General features: G+C 67.1%; 18 protein-coding genes. 7 read left to right on the top strand and 11 right to left on the bottom strand.

Features of this window, described 5'->3' with window-relative positions; genetic code table 11:
- Positions 1-16: 16 nt before the first annotated feature.
- Genes G315_RS0100575 through surE form a run of 4 tightly spaced genes read right to left on the bottom strand, consistent with a single transcriptional unit; the run spans position 17 to position 2,858 of the window.
- Positions 17-787, bottom strand: a complete 771-nt coding sequence (locus tag G315_RS0100575) for a peptidoglycan DD-metalloendopeptidase family protein (protein WP_018176877.1) — start codon at positions 785-787, stop codon at positions 17-19.
- A gap of 1 nt (position 788) precedes the next feature.
- Positions 789-1,373, bottom strand: a complete 585-nt coding sequence (locus tag G315_RS0100570; protein ID WP_018145816.1) for a YqaA family protein — start codon at positions 1,371-1,373, stop codon at positions 789-791.
- Between the two features lie 59 nt (positions 1,374-1,432).
- Complete coding sequence (locus tag G315_RS0100565) at positions 1,433-2,098, bottom strand: protein-L-isoaspartate(D-aspartate) O-methyltransferase (RefSeq protein ID WP_018169643.1); 666 nt, start codon at positions 2,096-2,098, stop codon at positions 1,433-1,435.
- The gene (gene surE, locus G315_RS0100560; protein ID WP_018176878.1) at positions 2,088-2,858 is read right to left on the bottom strand and encodes a 5'/3'-nucleotidase SurE; all 771 of its coding nucleotides are present in this window, start codon (positions 2,856-2,858) and stop codon (positions 2,088-2,090) included. The genes G315_RS0100565 and surE overlap by 11 nt, the downstream gene beginning before the upstream one ends.
- Before the next feature lie 110 nt (positions 2,859-2,968).
- On the opposite strand from surE, the gene G315_RS0100555 reads away from it, so the two are divergent.
- From G315_RS0100555 to G315_RS0100545, 3 genes are all read left to right on the top strand, one after another.
- A complete protein-coding gene (locus tag G315_RS0100555) occupies positions 2,969-3,526 on the top strand; it encodes a Smr/MutS family protein (protein ID WP_018176879.1) in 558 nt (185 codons plus the stop codon).
- Positions 3,527-3,778: 252 nt separating this feature from the next.
- Complete coding sequence (locus G315_RS0100550) at positions 3,779-4,387, top strand: DUF3365 domain-containing protein (RefSeq protein ID WP_018176880.1); 609 nt, start codon at positions 3,779-3,781, stop codon at positions 4,385-4,387.
- A gap of 222 nt (positions 4,388-4,609) precedes the next feature.
- The gene (locus tag G315_RS0100545; protein ID WP_018169641.1) at positions 4,610-5,041 is read left to right on the top strand and encodes a PAS sensor domain-containing protein; all 432 of its coding nucleotides are present in this window, start codon (positions 4,610-4,612) and stop codon (positions 5,039-5,041) included.
- A 7-nt stretch (positions 5,042-5,048) separates the two neighbouring features.
- Here the strand turns inward: G315_RS0100545 and truD are convergent, their stop codons facing one another.
- From truD to mrcB, 5 genes are read right to left on the bottom strand one after another with little or no spacing between them, the layout of a single operon-like run.
- Complete coding sequence (gene truD / locus G315_RS0100540) at positions 5,049-6,104, bottom strand: tRNA pseudouridine(13) synthase TruD (protein ID WP_018176881.1); 1,056 nt, start codon at positions 6,102-6,104, stop codon at positions 5,049-5,051.
- 14 nt (positions 6,105-6,118) lie between these two features.
- Positions 6,119-6,802 carry a tRNA (adenosine(37)-N6)-threonylcarbamoyltransferase complex dimerization subunit type 1 TsaB gene (gene tsaB / locus G315_RS0100535; protein ID WP_018176882.1) on the bottom strand — a complete coding sequence of 228 codons (684 nt, stop codon included), beginning with the start codon at positions 6,800-6,802 and terminating at the stop codon, positions 6,119-6,121.
- A complete protein-coding gene (locus G315_RS0100530) occupies positions 6,793-8,754 on the bottom strand; it encodes an ATP-dependent DNA helicase (RefSeq protein ID WP_018176883.1) in 1,962 nt (653 codons plus the stop codon). The genes tsaB and G315_RS0100530 overlap by 10 nt, the downstream gene beginning before the upstream one ends.
- A gap of 19 nt (positions 8,755-8,773) precedes the next feature.
- On the bottom strand, positions 8,774-9,346 hold the full coding sequence (locus G315_RS0100525) for a tetratricopeptide repeat protein (RefSeq protein ID WP_018176884.1): 573 nt from the start codon (positions 9,344-9,346) through the stop codon (positions 8,774-8,776).
- Positions 9,343-11,697, bottom strand: coding sequence for a penicillin-binding protein 1B (gene mrcB / locus G315_RS0100520; protein WP_155986081.1), 2,355 nt, complete (start codon positions 11,695-11,697; stop codon positions 9,343-9,345). Before mrcB ends, G315_RS0100525 begins: the two co-directional genes overlap by 4 nt.
- 140 nt (positions 11,698-11,837) lie before the next feature.
- On the opposite strand from mrcB, the gene G315_RS0100515 reads away from it, so the two are divergent.
- The 4 genes from G315_RS0100515 to G315_RS0100500 all read left to right on the top strand — a co-directional run bounded on the left by G315_RS0100515 (position 11,838) and on the right by G315_RS0100500 (position 15,465).
- A complete protein-coding gene (locus G315_RS0100515) occupies positions 11,838-13,400 on the top strand; it encodes a bifunctional aminoglycoside phosphotransferase/ATP-binding protein (RefSeq protein WP_018176886.1) in 1,563 nt (520 codons plus the stop codon).
- 117 nt (positions 13,401-13,517) lie between these two features.
- Positions 13,518-14,318 carry a hypothetical protein gene (locus tag G315_RS0100510; RefSeq protein WP_018176887.1) on the top strand — a complete coding sequence of 267 codons (801 nt, stop codon included), beginning with the start codon at positions 13,518-13,520 and terminating at the stop codon, positions 14,316-14,318.
- The gene (locus G315_RS0100505) at positions 14,296-14,847 is read left to right on the top strand and encodes a C40 family peptidase (protein ID WP_231368507.1); all 552 of its coding nucleotides are present in this window, start codon (positions 14,296-14,298) and stop codon (positions 14,845-14,847) included. The genes G315_RS0100510 and G315_RS0100505 overlap by 23 nt, the downstream gene beginning before the upstream one ends.
- A 99-nt stretch (positions 14,848-14,946) precedes the next feature.
- Entirely contained in the window at positions 14,947-15,465 is a 519-nt protein-coding gene (locus G315_RS0100500; RefSeq protein WP_018145830.1) for a DUF302 domain-containing protein, read from the top strand.
- Between the two features lie 115 nt (positions 15,466-15,580).
- Here G315_RS0100500 and secF read toward each other — a convergent pair whose 3' ends face one another.
- Both secF and secD read right to left on the bottom strand, forming a co-directional pair.
- Positions 15,581-16,528, bottom strand: a complete 948-nt coding sequence (gene secF / locus G315_RS0100495; RefSeq protein ID WP_018145831.1) for a protein translocase subunit SecF — start codon at positions 16,526-16,528, stop codon at positions 15,581-15,583.
- A 14-nt stretch (positions 16,529-16,542) separates the two neighbouring features.
- Positions 16,543-18,411: a protein translocase subunit SecD gene (gene secD, locus G315_RS0100490; RefSeq protein ID WP_019611657.1), complete on the bottom strand. Its 1,869-nt coding sequence runs from the start codon at positions 18,409-18,411 to the stop codon at positions 16,543-16,545.
- Positions 18,412-18,429 lie beyond the last annotated feature (18 nt).

Here is an 18,429-nt window from a genome sequence, read left to right as displayed (position 1 = left end):
CCTGCTCTCGATCGAGTCAGCGGTCCGGGAGGTATCGCGCCGGGTCTACCGGCGTCCCGTCCACCCGGATCTCGAAGTGCAACATCGGGCGCTCGGCCCCCGATGACCCCAGACGCGCGATGGTGTCGCCCGCCTGCACCTGGTCACCCTCGCTCACCAGCAATTCATCGTTGTGCCCGTAGGCACTGAGGAACCGCGCGTCGTGCTTGAGGATGATCAATCGACCATACCCCACCAGGCCGCCACCTGCATAGACCACTTCCCCGGCCCGCGTTGCCTGTACGTGATCCCCCCGTTCGCCGCCGATCGCAAGCCCTCGGCGCGTGCCGCTGCTGGAGAATCCGCGCAACACCTCGCCCGCCGCCGGCCATTGCCAGCCCCCCGGATCGGAGGGCGGCGGACTCGAAGTCGACGAGCTTGAGGTGGAGCCGGACGAGGTCCCGCCACCGCTGTCGCGGCCAGAAGCGCCCGAGGATGGTTGCCGCGTGCTCGGCGCTGAAGAGGCCTGTGGCGCACTGGGCGGCGACGAGCGCGCCGCACCTCGCAGCCGCAGGCGCTGACCGGGATGGATGACATAAGGGGCACCGATGGCATTGCGCCGGGCCAGATCGCGCCATTCCACGCCGTAGCGCTGGGCAATGCGATACAGCGTCTCGTTGCGCTGCACCACATGGGTGTCCGGCATCGAGGCCCCGCTAGGCGCACGCGCCGCACAACCGGCCAGGACACTCGCAACCAGGACCAGCACCAACCCCGTCACCAATCCCTGAACCATGCGCCGGCGCATGTCAGTCCATTACCAGATAGATCGCCATGGCCACGGCCAGCAGGATAATGGCCGCCCAGCCCAGACGCTCCATATACGGTCGCAGATGACGTTCCGCACGCGGCCCGGCCCAGGCCATGAACAACGCGACCAGGAAGAAACGTAGCCCGCGCCCCACCAGCGACGCGATCAAGAACGGCAACAGGGCCATCGAAAGCGCCCCGGCGGTCACGGTGAACAGCTTGTAGGGGATCGGTGAAAAGCCGGCGACCAGGACGACCCAGACTCCCCAGGTGTCAAACCAGGCCTCGGCCTGGCTTAACTCCTCGCCGTACCCGACCTGATGCAGCCAGGGCCCGATCCACTCGAACGCCAGCCACCCGATCAGGTACCCGAGCAAACCGCCAAGCGCGGAAAACAGGGTGGTCAGCGCGGCCAGCCGCCAGGCGGAACGCGGCTGCGCCGCCGCCATCGGCGCAAGCATCACGTCCGGGGGGATGGGAAAGAACGAAGACTCGGCGAACGAGAGCCCAGCCAGATAGCGCGGCGCATGACGATGGCGGGACCAGGCCATCACCCGGTCGTAGAGCGGCTCGAAGAGCTTCATCGATGCCGTACCGCCGCGACCGGTTCAGTCACAAAAGCCTCGACCTGCACGGTCCGCCGTCATTGCTCGGCCCCCGGAAGCATCGGCACGAACATCACCGCGTCCAGGATATCGCGCACATAGGCCTCTTCCGTCCGGGTATAGCGCACCAGCTGCTGACGCCCGTCCGGGCCTTCCACGGGCGCGACCAGGCGCCCGCCCAGCGCCAGTTGGGTCAGTAACGCCTCGGGGACCTCCTTCGGCGCTGCGGTCAGGATGATGCCGTCGAACGGCGCCTTGTCCGGCCAGCCGTCGGCCCCGTCACTGTGCCGAAGATTGACGTTATTGATGCCCAGACGGCTCAACAGTTCGCGGGCGTTCCGGCTGAGCGCCTGAATGCGTTCCACCGAGAACACCCGATCCACGATCTGCGCCAGGACCGCCGCCTGATAGCCGGAGCCGGTCCCGATCTCCAGGACCGTCCGGGGGCGCTCGCCCTCAAGCAGTGCCTCGGTCATGCGCGCGACGATAAAGGGCTGGGAGATGGTCTGGCGATGTCCGATCGGCAACGCCGTGTTTTCGTAGGCGCGATGGCTCAGCGCCTCCTCCACAAACAGGTGGCGCGGAATCGAACGGATCGCCTCCAGTACTCGCGGGTCGCGGATCCCCTGCCCCTCCAGCAACCGCACCAGTCGGTCACGGGCACGTTGCGAGGTCAGGCCGGCGCCGGTGGCGTCAGGAACCATGTCCAGCCTCCGGAAGCGAGTCGTCCAGCCAGCGTCCCACCGTGTCGATGGCGTCAAAGCGCGTGAGGTCCACCTGGATCGGCGTCACCGAGACGTAGCCCTCGCGCACCGCGTGGAAGTCGGTACCCGGGCCGGCATCCTGCTCCGACCCGGCCGGCCCGACCCAGTAGATCGGGCGCCCGCGGGGGTCCTCGTCCGCGATCATCGGTTCCGCCCGATGGCGATGCCCCAGGCGCGTGGCCTGCACACCACGGATCTCCGAGCGCGGCAGATCGGGGACATTCACATTCAGGATCGTGGCCGCCGGCAGTGGCACACGGTTGATGCGGTCCAGCAATTCGACCACGACGCTTGCCGCAGCATCGTAGTGCTGCAGATCCGGACCCACCAGCGACACCGCAATCGACGGGAGCCCCAGAAAACGTCCTTCCATCGCAGCTGCCACCGTGCCGGAATACAGCACGTCGTCGCCCATGTTCGCACCGGCATTGATCCCGGAGATGACCACATCCGGCTCCTGCTGCAACAATCCGGTGATCGCCAGGTGCACGCAGTCCGTCGGGGTACCGTCGACCTGTACATCACCGCCCTGGAGATGACGCGCCCGCAGCGGCCGCACCAGCGTCAGGCTGTTGCTGGCGCCGCTGCGATCCCGGTCCGGGGCCACCACGTGCACCTCGGCAATCCGCCGCAGATGCGTCGCCAGGCACTGGATGCCCGGGGCGTGAATTCCATCGTCGTTGCTAACCAGAATGCGCATGCAGGAACAGGGCCGTTGGGAGGGCGTTCAATATACTGGAAACCGTCCAGGGAGACGCTCTCGAATCGACTCGATCGCGCCCGCCCCCCGAAAAGTGCGAGTATCCTGCCATGAACTCCGGGGATGATCCCAACGATTTCGACGAATTCCTGCAGGCCGTTGGCAACGTGCGACGGCTGCACAGTGATCAGGCCGATGTCCGTCCCCCGCCTCCCACAGCCCGGGCACGCCAGCGAGAGGCCGACGAGGCGCGCGCCCACGCCGACTGGCTGAGCGATCCGCTGAACGCCGCCGATCTGCAACCGGGCGATGAACTCCGCTTTGCCCGCCCCGGCATCAGCCCGCGCGTGTTCCGCAAGCTGCGGGGCGGACACTACCGCGTACAGGACGAGATCGACCTGCACGGCCTGTTCGCCGAGGAGGCGCGCCGCGCGATTGGCCTGTTCCTTGACGATGCCCGCCGGGGCGGCGCGCTGTGCGTACGGATCGTGCACGGCAAGGGCCTGCGTTCACGCCACAAGGGCCCGGTACTCAAGGGGCTGACCGACCACTGGCTGCGCCAGCGCGACGATGTCCTTGCGTTCTGCTCCGCGCGGCCGACCGACGGCGGCACCGGTGCCGTGTATGTCCTCCTCAAGCGGTCCCGGAGCCCGGATCCCGGGCGCTGAAAGCCGCATCCAGAGACCATCTTTCACCCGACAAACGGCGCCCTCACATGCGCCATTCGATATATTCGCATTTTGCGATTTGGATGCTTAGACTGGATCCAGACTCGCAAGGCGGACCCCGGAATCCTGACCCGGATTCATCTATCATTTGGTGAACACCGACCTTGCGCTTTATCCACGATCGGTCCATGATTTGTACAAGTCTTGTACAGACACAGGACGCAACGGACTCTGCACTACGAGGTATTTGCCATGAAGAACTGGAAGCTTGCCCCCCTGGCCCTCGGCCTGATCGCCTTCTCTGCCGCCAGCGGCCAAGCGGGCGCAGACAGCATGCCGCAGCTCTCTCAGGACGACCTGCAAGAGCGCATCGCTGCCAATCGCGACGCCATTCAGAAGTTTGCCAGCACGCTCCAGGGCGAACTGATGTCCGCCATGCAGTCCGGCGGTCCCACCGAGGCGATCCAGGTGTGCAACGAGCGCGCCCCCGCAATTGCGCGTGACATCTCGGCGGAAACCGGCATCGAGATCGGCCGAACCAGCCTGAAGCTGCGCAACCAGGACAACGCCCCCGACCGCTGGGAACGCCTGACCCTGCAGGGTTTCGAGGCCCAGCATGCGGCTGGCACTCCAGCCACGGATCTGCCGCCGCGCTTTGGCGTGGTCGAATCCGATGATGGTGACCCGAAATTCCGCTTCATGGCGGCCATCCCGACCGGCGGCGCCTGCCTGGCCTGCCACGGCTCCGACGTCAGTGGCGACGTGAAGCACGCGCTGGAACGTCTCTACCCCGACGATCAGGCCACCGGCTTCCGCGAGGGTGACGTGCGCGGTGCCTTCACCGTGACCCAGGAAATGTAGGCATTCCGGGACCATCGGGCCCGAGTCCCGGGTCCATCGGAAGAGGCCGCCTCCGGGCGGCCTTTTTTGTGGCCGGGACGATCCCGAAGCACCCGCCACAGGCTCCATTCTTGAGCACAACCGCACCGGAACGTGCTATTTTCGTGGCATGGAAGCCGAGAGGGGCGCCAGAAAAACGCCCCTCCGCGCGCACGACCCGCAGACCCGACCGAAACACCTTATATGACGCGAACCATAGATGCCGAACTGCTTGCCCTCGCCGTGGATGCCTCCAATGACGGCATCGTCATCGCCGAGCGCGAGGGCGACGACAACATCCTGATCTACGTGAATCGTGCCTTCGAGGAACTGACCGGCTATCGCTCCGAGGAGATCCTCTACCGCGACTGCCGCTTCCTGCAGGGCGAGGATACCGACCAGGACGTGCGCCAGGAGATTCGTGCGGCCATCGACGAAAACCGGCCCTGCCGCGTGACCCTGCGCAACTACCGCAAGGACGGCAGCCTGTTCTGGAACGAGCTCTCACTGACCCCGGTGTTCAACGACGAAGACCGACTCACCTACTACATCGGTATCCAGAAAGACATCACCGACCGCGTGGAAGCCGAGCAGCGCGCCGAACGCGCCGAACGCAAGCTCAAGAACTCCGCCTGACGCCGACTCAGGCGCGATCCGCTGCCCGCGGGACGCAGATCGCCTCAAGCACACCGGTCGCATACTCCCCGGCACCCAGCTCCAGCGTCAGCCACAGGTCATGCCCCTCCCAGCGCCACTCCACGGCGCCTGGCACCATGCGCAGCGCGCGCCGCGCCGCCTTCACGTCCGCCTTGGCCAGTCCTTCCGCCAACGCCGGCTCGCCAGCGGCCATCGCCGTCTCCAGTGCCTCGACCTCGCCTTCCGTCTGCATCGCACCCTTGCCCCACAGCGGCCCCGTCGGATGGAGATCCAGCCGGGCAGCGCGCGCCTCCAGCTCGGCATCCACCTCCGCCACCGGAAACACGCTGCCCGAGCCTTCGAGATTGGCCACGTCGCCCGGCAGCAACCGGTCCCAGTCGCCGCGGCGGACCCGCTCGGCCAGTACCGCGTTGAAGATCGCGGAACGGGCGGCGGACAAGAGCAGACTGCGTTGGTTGCGGCTGCGCGGCGCGCGACCGCCCCCCAGCCAGGCCCGCGCCTTGGCCAGGTTGTCGCGGCCAAAGCGTTGCGCCCCGAAGTAGTTGGGGATCCCCCCGCTACGGATCGCCTCGAGGATCTGTTCCGCGGCCGCGCGATCGCCCTGCACATCACCCAGACGGATCTCGAAGCGATTGCCCGCCAGGTGCCCAGTACGCAGCTTGCGCGCATGGCGGGCGATCTGCAGCACCCGCATCCGGCCCGCCTCCTCCCCGCCTTCCTGGGCGGCATTCCAGGCCTCGGCACGGGACGTCCAATCCAGCTCGGACTCCGGCGGGCATTGCACGCTGAACCACTGGCGCGTCACCGCCTGGCGGTCCTTGCGCCCGGCGTAGCTGACCTTGCCCCGGCCTGCGCCCGACTCGCGCGCCAGCCAGACCGCCACGTCCTCGCTGTTCAGCAGGCGCTTCTCGATCTCCAGCCAGACATGTTCCCCCTCACCTTCGGGCGTCGTTGCCGGCAATTCCTCAACCCGGAAATCTTCCGGGCACGCCTTGATCATCGCGGTCAGTGGCGGGCGCCAGGGGTAGGGTGTCGCGTTCATCTCGGGCTCCTGACTCATCGGGGGGATGCCGGCCGGGCAACATCGTCGCGCACATAGACCGGCTGCGCGTCTTCAGGCGCCACCGCCTCGCCGCGCTCCCAGGCATCCACTGCCAGCAGCGCAACCTCGCGCGCGTCGGGCAACGCGTCGGCGTCCACCGCCTCGCTCGCCAGCCCCTGCGCGGCGGCCAGATCGGGGAAGGTGGCGAAGGCCGACCCCAGCCCATAGCGCTCGCCCACCGGCCAGGCCACGACCAGGCTCTCCGGTGCGGCCACCTGCTCCGGCCCAAGGCCCACGCGCTCGCCCTGAACCGGACAAAGGCTCCAGTACACCTCCCCCATGCGTGCATCCAGCGCCGCAAGCACGGCCGCCGGCCGGCGATCGTCGCGCAGCGCCTGTTGGGCCAGCGCCTGCAACGTGGAGACGGGAACCACCGGGCGGTCCAGGGCGAAGGCAATCCCTTGCGCCACGCCCAGCCCCAGGCGTACACCGGTAAACGCACCCGGCCCCCGTCCGACGGCCACGCCATCCAGACTGCTGCGCGGCACGTCCGCCTCGCGCAGCAATTGCTCGATCTGCCCCAGGATCAGCTCGCCATGCCGGCGCGCCGCGCGCTCGCGCACACAATGGATCTCGCCATCAAGATAAAGGGCTGCCGAACACTGTTCGGAAGCGGTCTCCAGTGCGATCAAGCGCATATGTTGCGTCCCCGGGCATGCGCGAGAAAACGCAGCGCGGCGGCCGGCTCCCGCGTCCGGTGAAACGCCGGCAGGCTGGCCAGAAAGCGCCGGCCGTAGGATTTTCCGGTTAGCCGCGGATCACACAAGGCGAGGATGCCCGCATCGTCGGCGTCCCGAATCAGCCGCCCCGCGCCCTGTTTCAGCGCCAGCACGGCCTGCGGCAGGGTGAATTCCATGAACGGGGAACGCCCCTCCGCCTCCAGCGCGGACGCGCGGGCCTGCAGCACCGGGTCATTCGGCGCGGCAAACGGCAAACGATCAATGATCACCACCGACAGTGCCTCGCCGCGGATGTCGACGCCTTCCCAGAAACTGTGCGCCCCCAGCAGCCACGCATTGCCCGACTCGCGAAAACGCGCCAGCAGGTCGCCCCGCGGCTGCTCGCCCTGCACCAGCAGTTCGCGATCGGCCGGCAACTCCGCACGCAGGATCGCCGCCGCTTCCTGCAATGCGCGATGGCTGGTAAACAGGAAGAATCCGCCGCCCGGGTTGTCACGCAGCAGCGGCCAGGCCCAGGCGATGCAGGCGCGGGTATAGCCCGGGTCGTTCGGATTGGGCAGCGGGGGCTGTGGGTGGACCAGGCAGGCCTGATTGGGGAAATCGAACGGGCTGTCCAGGCGTTCGCTTGCAACATCGGCCGGCAGGCCGAGTCGGCGCGCCGCATGGCCGAAGTCCTCGCCCACCGCCAGGGTGGCCGAGGTAAAAATCCACGCCGCCGGCCGCGCGGCGCGCCGCTGTGCCAGCGGCCGTGCCGCATCCAGCGGTGTCCGGTGCAAGATCAGGCTCTGACTGAAACGCTCCGCCCAGGCCACCGTGTCCGGGGTCTCCTCGCGCCAGTCGCGCAGGCGTTCCAGCAACAGGGCGCTGCGCCCGCGCAGCTGCTCCAGGCCTGGTGCCCGTGCGGCCGCGGCCTCCAGCGCGTCGCCGACAAAACCGAGGTTCGTGTCGAGCCGATCCAGCAACGGATCGAGCTCGCCGCCGGGACTGACCGTATCCCAGCTGGAGCGGCCCTCCCAGGTGCGCGAGGCATCCAGCAACTCGGCCACACTCGCCTCCAGCTCCGCGATGCGCTGGCGGATATCCAGCATCTCCGGGGCATGCTGTTCCTGCTCGCGCCGGGTGTCCCGTGCCAGTTCGCGCAACGCGCGCGTGCCGACCGCAATGCCAAAAAACGACCCGGCGATATCCGGCAGCTGATGAGCCTCGTCGACAATCACCGCGTCGACCTCCGGCAGGAGTTCGCCGAAGCCCTCTTCTTTCAGGGCCATATCCGCGAGCAGCAGGTGATGATTGACCACCACCACGTCGGCCTCCTGTGCCCGCTTGCGGGCCTGCACCACGAAGCAGTCGTTGTAGCTCGGGCATTCCCCTCCCAGGCAGTTGTCCACGGTCGAGGTGACCTGCGGCCACAACCTGGAGTCCTCCGCGAGGATCCCGGCCTGCCCCAGGTCGCCGGTAGGGCTTGTACGCGCAAACCGCTGCAGGGCCTCGATGACCGGCAACTGCTCGCGGCGCACGGGGCTGCCGGTCGCACCCCCGGCCTCGGCCGCGGCCAGTTCCAGGCGGTAGTGGCACAGATAGTTGGCGCGGCCCTTCAGCAGCGCAGCCCGCGGGCGGTATCCCAGGGCCTCGCAGACCACCGGCAGGTCGCGCTCGAAGAGCTGGTCCTGCAGGGTCTTGGTTCCGGTGGAGATCAGGGCACGCCGGCGCGACTGCAGGATCGGCACGAGATATGCGAAGGTCTTGCCGACCCCGGTCGCCGCCTCGACCAGCAGGGCGGTGGGCGCTGTCGCCAGCGTCTCTTCCACCGCCACGGCCATGCGTTGCTGTGGCTCGCGCGGACGGAAGCCTTCGACCGCGGTGGCCAGATCCCCGCCCGGGCTCAGGGCCCGTACCGCCGCCGACTCCACCGTTACCGCGTTCGACGAGTCAGACAATGTCGGCTTCCAGGCGGCGGATCGCCTCGCGGGCCTCGTCGGCCCCGGCCGCGTCGCCCTGCGCCTCGCGGGCCTTCAGGATCAGTCGCCAATTCTGCAGGGCCAGTTCGCGGTCTCCAGCGCCCACCATCTGCAACGAACGACCGGCCAGCCGCTCGGCCTGCTGATAGCGCCCCTGTTCCATGCGCAGCGCGGCCATCTGGTGCCACAGCCCGGCATCCCGCGGCGCGATCCGCAAGGCGCGCTCTAGACGCTGCTCCGCTCGCGCGGTGTCCCCGGCCTGGCGCGCGGACTCGGCCTGCTGGGCCAGGTTCAGGGCCGCGGCGGGTGTCGCCGCGCGTTCCGGCTCACGGGGTTCGGCCCGATCTTCGCTGGGCGCTGCATCCTCCCCGGTGATATCCCCGTCGTCGGGCGCCGGGGCACTCGCATCCCGGGGCGCCGGCGTCGCACAGGCGGCGAGCAGCGCGGCCAGCGCAACAGCACCCAGCCACTGCGCCGGGCGCCATGCCGAACCAGCGGACAGCGCGCCGCGAAACGGGGATCGTGCGGTACACAACATCTTCACCGGAATAGCCTCTCGAACCAGCCTTGCGGGCTGGAATCACTGCGCAGATCACACTCGGCGCGTGTCTCGGGGCTCGAATTCTGCCAGAACGGCAGCCTCTTCACCGACTCGCAGGCGTGATCATCGCTTTCCACACGCAACCCGGAGGCAAGATCGACCCCCTGATAGTCGATGCCGGGGTGGCCCTCCAGGCGCAGGGATTGCACCCCGATCCCCGCCATGATCTCCGCCCACACCGGCGCGGCGGACACCCCACCGGTCAGGCCGGTGGGACGGTTATCGTCCATACCCAGCCAGACCACCGCCACATGGCGATCATCAAAACCCGCAAACCAGCTGTCGCGAAAGTTGTTGGTGGTTCCGGTCTTCCCGGCCACGACCTCACCGTTCAGGCGCGCATTGATCCGGCTCCCAGTACCTTCCCGGGTCACGTCATGCAGCGCGTGGGTCAGCAAACGCACCGCACCATCCGACACCGCGCCCTGCAGGGACAGCCCGTAGTGCGAGAGCATCTCGTCGTCCTGATCCAGCACGTCGCGGATCACCCGGGTTTCGGTCGCATAGCCACCGTTCGCCAGGGCCTGATAGAGCCCGGCCACCTCCAGTGGCGAGAGCTCGATCGCACCCAGCGCCAGCGACGGCAGCGGGGCCGGCGTGCGCTGCAGACCCAGCGTCTGCAGCAAGCTGACCACCTGCGAGATCCCGATATCCTCGGCCAGACGCACCGTAGCGATGTTGTAGGACTGCACCAGGGCCTCCCACGCGGTCACCGGCCCCCGGTGTTCGCGGTCGAAATTGCGTGGCGTCCAGGGCTCGCCATGCGGCAGCTGCAGGGTCAGCGGGCTGTCGTCGAGGAGCGTCGCCAGGGTGTATCGGTTCGGGTTGGTCAGAGCCGCGAGGTACACGAACGGCTTGATCACCGAACCGACCTGCCGCTGGGCCTCCACCGCCCGGTTATAGCCGGGATAACGCGGGTTGCGATCCCCAACCACCGCCAGCACCTCGCCAGCCTGCGGGTCGGTCACGACGGCCGCGGCCTGCAGATCTTCGAGGTCGGTGCCGCCCCCGCGACGCCGGACCAGGTCGTCCACGCCGCGTACCAGCCGTTCCTCGAGACGCATCTGGACGACCGGGTCCATGGTCGTGAAGATCCGCAGGCCCTCACTGCGCAGGTCCTCGTCCGCGTAATCCGTACGCAGCTCCCGGCGCACCAGATCCAGAAACGCCGGAAAGCGGCTGCGCCCTTCCGGCATGACCGGGGAAACATCCAGCGCCGTCGCCAGCGCCCGGTCCACCCGGTCGCGTTCCGCCAGTCCGGTCTCGGCCATCGCCTCCAGCACCCGGTCCCGGCGCTGCGTGGCACGCTGCGGATAACGTCGGGGGTCATAGTAACTGGCCCCGCGCGCCAGCCCCACGAGCAGCGCCAGCTGGTCCAGCCGCAACTCGTTCAACGGGCGCTGATAGTAGAACTGCGCAGCCTGACCGAAGCCGTGGATCGCCCGTTCACCGGTCTGCCCCAGAAACACCTCGTTCAGGTAGGCCTCGAGGATCTCCCGCTTGTCATAGCGGTGCTCCAGCAACAGGGCCATCACCGCTTCGTTCAGCTTGCGCGTCAGCGTCTGGTCACGGGTCAGGTAGAAATTCTTCACCAGCTGCTGGGTCAGGGTGCTGCCACCCTGCACCGTGCGTCCGGCCCGCAGGTTCGCGACCGCGGCCCGCCCGATGCCGACCGGGTCCACCCCCCGATGGGACATGAAGCGGCGGTCCTCGATCGCCAGCAAGGCCCCGATCAGCTCGCGCGGCACCTCGTCAATATCGACCAGGATACGGTCCTCCCCGTGGGTCGGATAGATACTCCCAATCAGCAGCGGCTCCACCCGCATCAGGTCCACATTGCGCCCACTGGACTGCTCGGCGACCGACTCTACGCGGCCCTCGGACAGGCGCACCCGCACCGAATGCGCCGGCTCCCGACCATCCCCAAAGGTAAACGGCCGGGTGGTCAGGCGCGCGCTACTGCCTTCGATGCGGAACTCGCCGGGCCCGGCGCCATCCGGGGTCTGGCGATAGTTCAGGGCGCGCAGCTCGGTCTCCAGCGCATCCGCGGTCAACGGCCGCCCCGCATAGAGCTCCAGGGGACGCGCATACACCCGCGCCGGCAGCGCCCAACGCTGCCCCTCGAACCGCTCACGAATCTCGCGGTCAAGTTGATGTACATAGATGCCACCCACCGTAAGGCCAGCGAGCAGCAGCCCCGCCAGGGTCCAGCTGCCCGCGCCGAACAGGCGCCGGAGTCGGCCCCTTCGGGGCGCGCTTCGCTTGCGGGGACGTGTAGTGGCTTTTCGCGGCATGGCGTGTGATGGGCGAGGTGACCGAAACGGCAGCAATGGTAACCTGATGCGTAAGCGAAAACGGGTGCATGGCCGGCGATTCCGGGAAAAAGACCCGGCTCCCGATGCCCAACACCCCCACGGCCTACTGCGGAGCCCCGATGACCGAACTGGAACAGCACCACAAGCGCCTGCACCAACTGGTCGCGGACCGCGGATTTCCCGCCCCGGTGCCGGATGCCGACACCGTGCGCACCATCGAAACCCACATCTCCACGGTCATCCTCGCGGGCGAGGACGCCTACAAGTTCAAGAAGCCGCTGAACCTCGGTTTCCTCGACTTCTCCACCCTCGAGGCTCGCCAGCACTACTGCGAGACCGAGCTGGAGGTCAATCGCCGTCTGGCACCCCAGATCTACCTGGAGGTTGCCACCCTCAATGGCGACGATGCCCACCCCGTCATCAACGGCGAGGGGCCCATCCTCGACTACGCCGTGCATATGCGCCGGTTCGACCGCAAACGGCAGCTGGACCACCTTCTGGACAAGGGCCAACTGCCCGCCGCCGCCATGGATGCCCTGGGCCACTACATCGCCGCCTTCCACGAACGCACCGAACGCACCGATGCGCAGTCCGAGTACGGCACCGCAGAGGCCGCCACCCAACCGATGCTGGACAACTTTCCGGCCCTGAACGAGACCGTTCGTGGTGCGTCGGACCGGGCACGCCTGGAACGGCTGGAACAGTGGACGCGATCGGAAATCCATCGATTGAAGGCTACACTTGACGCTCGGCATGACGCGGGTTTCGTGCGCCATGGCCATGGCGACCTGCACCTGGGCAACCTGGTCTATGTCGATGACGAGAACGGCGAGGAAGTGCCGGTCGCCTTTGACGCGATCGAGTTTGACCCCGCCCTGCGCTGGATCGACGTGATCTCCGAGGTCGCCTTCACCACCATGGATCTCCTGGCCCGTCAGTCGCGCGCCCACGCCTGGCGGCTACTCAACGCCTACCTCGACGGGCGCGAAGACTTCGACGGTCTCGCGCTCCTGCCGCTGTACCAGGTCTACCGCGCACTCATCCGGGCCAAGGTCCAGGGCATTCACGGGGCCGAGGCGCAGCTCCCTTCCGACGAACAGGCGGCCCACCAGGCGGAGATGGGCCGCTATCTAGCCCTCGCCGAGCGCCTGACCGAACCTGGATCCCCCCGCCTGATCCTGATGCATGGCGTCTCCGGCAGCGGCAAGACCGTGATCAGCACACAGATCATCGAAGCCCTGGGCGCCGTGCGCCTGCGCTCGGATATCGAACGCAAACGCATGTCCGACGCCGTCTCCTACAGTGCCGACGCCCGGGCCCAGATCTACGGCCATCTGCGCGAGCGCGCCCAACGCCTGCTGGCGCTCGGCCTGACCGTGGTGGTCGACGCCACCTTCCTGACCCAGGACCAGCGCGCCCCGTTCCAGCGTCTGGCACTGGAACAGGCGGCCGGCTTTGCGGTGGTTGCCTGTCGCGCCCGTGACGAAGTACTGCGCGAACGACTCGAGGCCCGCACCCGTGCGGGCCTCGATGCCTCGGATGCCGGCGTCGAGGTGATGGAACAGCAACAGCCGCAGCAGGAATGGCCCGCCCCCGAGGAGGGCCGCATCGATGTGGCCCCGGAGGCACCGCTGGATCCGGACGCGCTCGCCCGCCAATTGCTGCAACCCGTCGCAACCTGAGCGACCGCGTACAATCAGCGATAGACAGACCCCGGATACTCCGTCAACTTCGAGACACAGGAACTGGCACGCTCGCCCTCGAGCCCGGAACCCGACCAGGAACCCGCAGGAGCCCCCATGCATCATCACCGCCCCGGTCCGCTCGACCGAATCCGCCGCACCCTCACGCCCATTGCTGTCGGCGGGCTGCTAGCCATCGGCTCCACCGCCCAGGCCGATGCCCTGTTGCACTACGTCGACGACGAAGGACTGGAGAGCCAGATCCTGGTGCGCGGCGACATCGTGCGCATGGAGCTCAACGAGTCCATCAGCGGCACCTCCGGCTACATGCTCTTCGACGCCAGAACCGACCAGCTGACGGTCGTGGACGACACGGAACAGACCTACACCCCGCTGACTCGCGAGGTGATGGACCAGCAGATGCGCGCCATGACCGACATGGTCAGCGACCTGCGCCGGCAAATGGAGCAGCTCCCGCCCGAGGTGCGCCAGCAGCTCGAGGAGGAGCTGGGCATTGGGTCGGAGGGTTTCGATGCCGAGATCAACACCCGCCCCACCGGCGAACAACGCGAGATCGGGGACTTCGTCTGCGACGATTACGAGGTGCTGATCGACGGCCAGGTGCAAAGCACGGTCTGCGTAACGGAGCCGGATACCCTGGGCCTGGGCAGCGCGGATTTCGCGACCCTGGGCGCCCTGATGGATCGCCTGTACGAGCTGTCCCTGAACGCCCTTGAGGCCGGCGGGCCGATGGCCTCGCAGATGGGCGCCTCCCTGCTGCCGCGCGTCGACGGCATCCCACTGCAGGTCAGTGAAAAGGGCGGCGTGACCACGCGGCTTGCCGGCATCTCCACCGACGACCTCAGCGCCGCACTCTTCAGCGTCCCCGACAGCTATGCCGAACGCGATCTTTTCTGACACCCGGCGCCGACGGCTGCCGCTTGCCCTGGCCGGCCCCGGGCTTCTGCTGCTTGCGGCCTGCAGTGCGGGCCCCGAACCCCGCGGAGGGGACACCGCGCCCGTTGCCACACCCGAAGGCCTTGCGGACGGCCCAATGAGCCCCACGCCCGAGGCTGGCCTGGAACGCTCCGAAGTCGTGCTGACCGCCCTCGGTCACCTCGATACCCCGTACCAGTACGGCGGCACCGAGGCCACCGGGCTGGACTGCTCGGCCCTCGTCCAGCGGGCCTACCGCGAGGCCGGGCGCGCCGTCCCGCGCACGACACGCGACCAGGCCCGCGCCGCGACCCGACGCGAGGGACCGCCCACCCCGGGTGACGTGGTGTTCTTCGCCATTAACGGGAATCAAATCGACCACGTCGGGGTCTACGTGGGAGACGGCCGCTTCGTGCATGCGCCCAGCGCACGGGGTCAGGTTCGCATCGAGCATCTGGACAACCCGTACTGGGCGCCCCGAACCCGCTTTGCCGGTCATTTCTTCAACTGACCGCGATCAGAGCCCGCCCGTCGTCGCCGGATCCACCGCTGACGGCGCGCATACAACCCCATCCTGGCCAGGCCTGGAATCACAATAGAGGAAGGAACCATGAAACCACTCACCGGTATTTCGCGCACCTTGCGCCACTCCGCCCTGGCGATCGGCCTGGGCCTCGGTCTCGCCGTCGGCGGCACCGCCAGCGCCTATGAGACGTTCATGGAGACCGACGAACGCGTCATCTTCACGACCGAAGGCGAATACGACTTCTACTTCGAGATGGTCGAAGAGGCCATCGCCGCTGAAGGCCTGGTCATCAACAACGTCGGCTACATCGCCAACATGCTGGACCGCACCGGCGGACAGGAAAGCGGCGAAGGCATCTACCTCAACGGGCAATCGGTCGACTTCTGCAGCGCCACCTACTCGCGCGCGACCATGGAGGCCGATCCGCACAACATGCTCTTCTGCCCCTACATCATCACGGTCTACGAGCTCTCCGAGGAACCGGGCACAATCTACATGGGCTACACGCCAGTTCCCGAAGTCGGCGACAAGGACTCGAAGGAAAGCCTGCGCGCCGTGAACGAGCTGGTCGAGCGCATCATCAAGGAAGCCCTCGCCTTCTGATCCCAAGGGCCTTTGTCGCAACGAAAAATGCCCGGAAGCCTTGCGGCCCCGGGCATTTTTATGTCCCCTGTCCTGCATGGCTAGGACAGGGTGATTCGGACAGGCGTGACCCGGGTCAGGGCGTCTGATCCTCTTCCGCCCCTTCCTTCTTCACCGGCAGCAGGACCTGACGGTCCACACCCAGCATCAACGCCGCGGTCGCCGCGATGAAGATCGACGAGTACGTCCCGACGACCACCCCGATGATCAGCGCAATCGAGAAGTTCTGCAGGGCCGCCCCACCCAGAATGGCGAGCGAGAGCAACACCAGCAGGGTGGTCAAGCTGGTCACGATGGTCCGCGCCAGGGTCTTGTTCACCGCATTGTTCATCACCTGTTCCGTGCTCTGCTTGCGCAGCACACGGAAGTTCTCGCGTATTCGGTCGTACACCACGATGGTGTCATTCAGCGAGTAGCCAATCACCGCCAGCACGGCGGCGAGCACCCCCAGGTCGAACTCCATCTGCAGCAGCGAGAAGATCCCCAGCGTGATCAGCACGTCGTGCACCAGCGCCAGCACCGATCCAATGGAGAAGCGCCACTCGAAACGCACTGCCACATAGATCAGGATGCCGGCCAGCGCATAGATCATCGCCAGACCGCCCTGCTCGCGCAGCTCCTCGCCGACGGCCGGACCGACGAACTCCACGCGGCGAAGGTCCGGATCAGACGGCCCACCTTCCTGCAGGGCGTTCAGGACCCGGTTGGACAACATCGCCGGGTTGTCGTCGTCTTCGCTTGGCGGCAGGCGAATCAGCACATCGCGCGAGGTGCCGAAGGTCTGAACCTGCGCCCCCTCATAGCCGCCCGCCGACAGGGTCTCGCGGATCGTATCCAGCTCCACCGCTTCGGGGTAGCCCACTTCCACCAGGGTCCCCCCGGTGAAGTCGATCCCGAAGTTCAGCCCGCGGGTGGCCAGCAGCGCTACCGAGATAATGATCAGGACCAGCGAGATCGCGATCGTGATCTTGCGCTTGCCGAGGAAATCGATGTGCGATTCAGCGAAATTCAGATGCGGAAGCATGGTTTTCTCCGCGCTCAGATGGACAGGCGCGTCAGTCGACGCTGGCGCCCGTAGGTCAGATTGACGATTGCGCGGGTCACGATGATCGCGGTGAACATCGATGCGATGATCCCGATCGACAACGTGATGGCAAAGCCCTTGATCGGCCCGGTGCCGAACAGGAACAGCACCAGGGCCGCGATCAGCGTGGTCACGTTGGCGTCCGCGATGGTAGTGAACGCTCGGTCATAGCCCGACGAAATCGCCGCCTGGGGTGACAGTCCGTTGCGGATCTCCTCGCGTATGCGCTCGAAGATCAGCACGTTGGCGTCTACCGCCATGCCGACGGTCAGCACGATCCCCGCGATCCCCGGCAGGGTCAGGGTCGCCTGCAGCATCGACAAAACCGAGACGATGAAGATCAGGTTCAGTGCCAGCGCCACGTTCGCGATCAGTCCAAAGGCGCGGTAGTAGAGGATCATGAAGATCATCACCAGGATGAATCCGATCACCACCGACTGCATGCCGCGATCGATGTTCTCCTGGCCCAGGCTCGGACCCACCGTGCGTTCCTCGACAATCGACATCGGCGCGGCCAGCGCACCGGCGCGCAGCAGCAGCGCGAGGTTGCGCGCCTCACGCGTGGTATCCAGACCCGAGATCTGGAAGCGTCGGCCCAGCGGCTCGTTAATGCGCGCAACGTTGATGACCTCTTCGCTGCGCGAGGTACGCATGACCTGCTCGCCGTCTTCCTCCACCGTCTCGGTGGTCGTCTCGATGAACACCGACGCCATCAGGCGGCCCACGTTATCCGAGGTCACGCGCGAAAAGATGCGCGCCCCCTGGCCATCGAGATTGATGAACACGGCCGGGCCGCCGCTATCCTGGGCAATCCCGGAAGAGGCGTCGGTAATATAGTCACCGGTGAGCATCACCTGACGCTGCAGCAGCACCGGGGTCCCGTCACGCTCGTGGTACAGGCGCGTCCCGGACGGTGCGCGGCCGGTTTGGTCGGCCTCCATCGGGTCGCCGGCCTCGGAGACCAGGCGAAACTCCAACGTGGCGGTCGCACCCAGTACTTCCTTGGCCCGCGCGGTGTCCTGCACGCCCGGCAGCTGCACCACGATCCGGTGCTCGCCCTGCTGGGCAATGATCGGCTCGGCCACGCCCAGCTCGTCCACGCGCGAACGCAGGGTGGAGATGTTCTGCTGCAGGGCCTGGCGGCGTAGCTCGGTCAGGTGGTCATCGCTCAGGGTGGCCACCATGCGGGTGGTTTCGCCGCCCCCACGGATCTCCCATTCCAGCTCGCCGCGATATTCGCGGGTCAGCCAGCTCTCGGCCGCCGCGAGGCTTTCCTCGTTCGCGAACATCACGGTCAGGTCACTGGAACTGCGCTCGATCGTGCCGAACGTCAGACGTTCGTCGCGCATCCGCCCGCGCAGCTCGTTGGAGTAGCGCTCCATCGCCGTGCCGATCACGGCATCCAGATCGACTTCCATAAGGAAGTGCACCCCGCCGCGCAGGTCCAGACCCAGCGCCATCGGCTGGCCATTGATTGCGCGCAGCCAGTTCGGCGTCGCCGGGGCCAGATTCAGGGCGACGGTGTGGTTGTCATCCAGGGCATTGCGCAGGATCTCCGCGGCCAGCGACTGCTCGTCGGTGGTCTCGAAGCGCAGGAGTAGCTGCCCATCGTCCTGCTCCTCCACCTGTTTCGGCGTCACGCCCTGGGCACCCAGGATGGTGCCCATCAGGTCACGGATGTTCCCGTCGATCTCGCCGGTGACCGGATTGCCGATCTGCACCGACGGGTCTTCCGGGAACAGGTTGGGCGCGGCATACAGCCCCGCGCCCAGAACGACCACGACGATCAGGGCGTACAGCCACGCCGGATAGGAATTGCGCATATCAAAAACCCTGGAGGG

This window comes from Thioalkalivibrio sp. AKL7 (assembly GCF_000381705.1).
Lineage (GTDB): Bacteria > Pseudomonadota > Gammaproteobacteria > Ectothiorhodospirales > Ectothiorhodospiraceae > Thioalkalivibrio > Thioalkalivibrio versutus.
Note: the sequence above shows the minus strand (reverse complement) of the source record. Positions and strands in the feature narration are given on the sequence as shown.